The sequence below is a fragment of the Pseudomonas sp. SAS7 genome, from assembly GCF_052112345.1.
In the GTDB taxonomy this organism is placed as follows: domain Bacteria; phylum Pseudomonadota; class Gammaproteobacteria; order Pseudomonadales; family Pseudomonadaceae; genus Aquipseudomonas; species Aquipseudomonas putida_Q.
Genome location: NZ_JBEGGO010000087.1, coordinates 1 through 202, shown reverse-complemented (window position 1 = coordinate 202; position 202 = coordinate 1). Strand labels below are relative to the sequence as shown.

General features: G+C 64.4%; 1 protein-coding gene. It reads left to right on the top strand.

Annotated features, from left to right (window positions below):
• On the top strand, positions 1–202 hold a 202-nt coding region (locus ABI582_RS28805), incomplete at both ends, for an immunoglobulin-like domain-containing protein (protein WP_442121011.1).

Here is a 202-nt window from a genome sequence, read left to right as displayed (position 1 = left end):
GGCCGGCCAGACCAGCGCGCCCTACGAGCACGCGGCCCAAGGCGACGACGTCTACAAAGACTCCGGTGAAATCAGCCTGGGTATCAAGTCGGCAGCCGACATCGGCGGCCGTACCTTCGAGAACCTGCAGTTGGGCGACGCGGCGAAGGTCAACGTCACCGACACCACCGACGAAGTCATCGCGAAACTGACTGCGACCTCG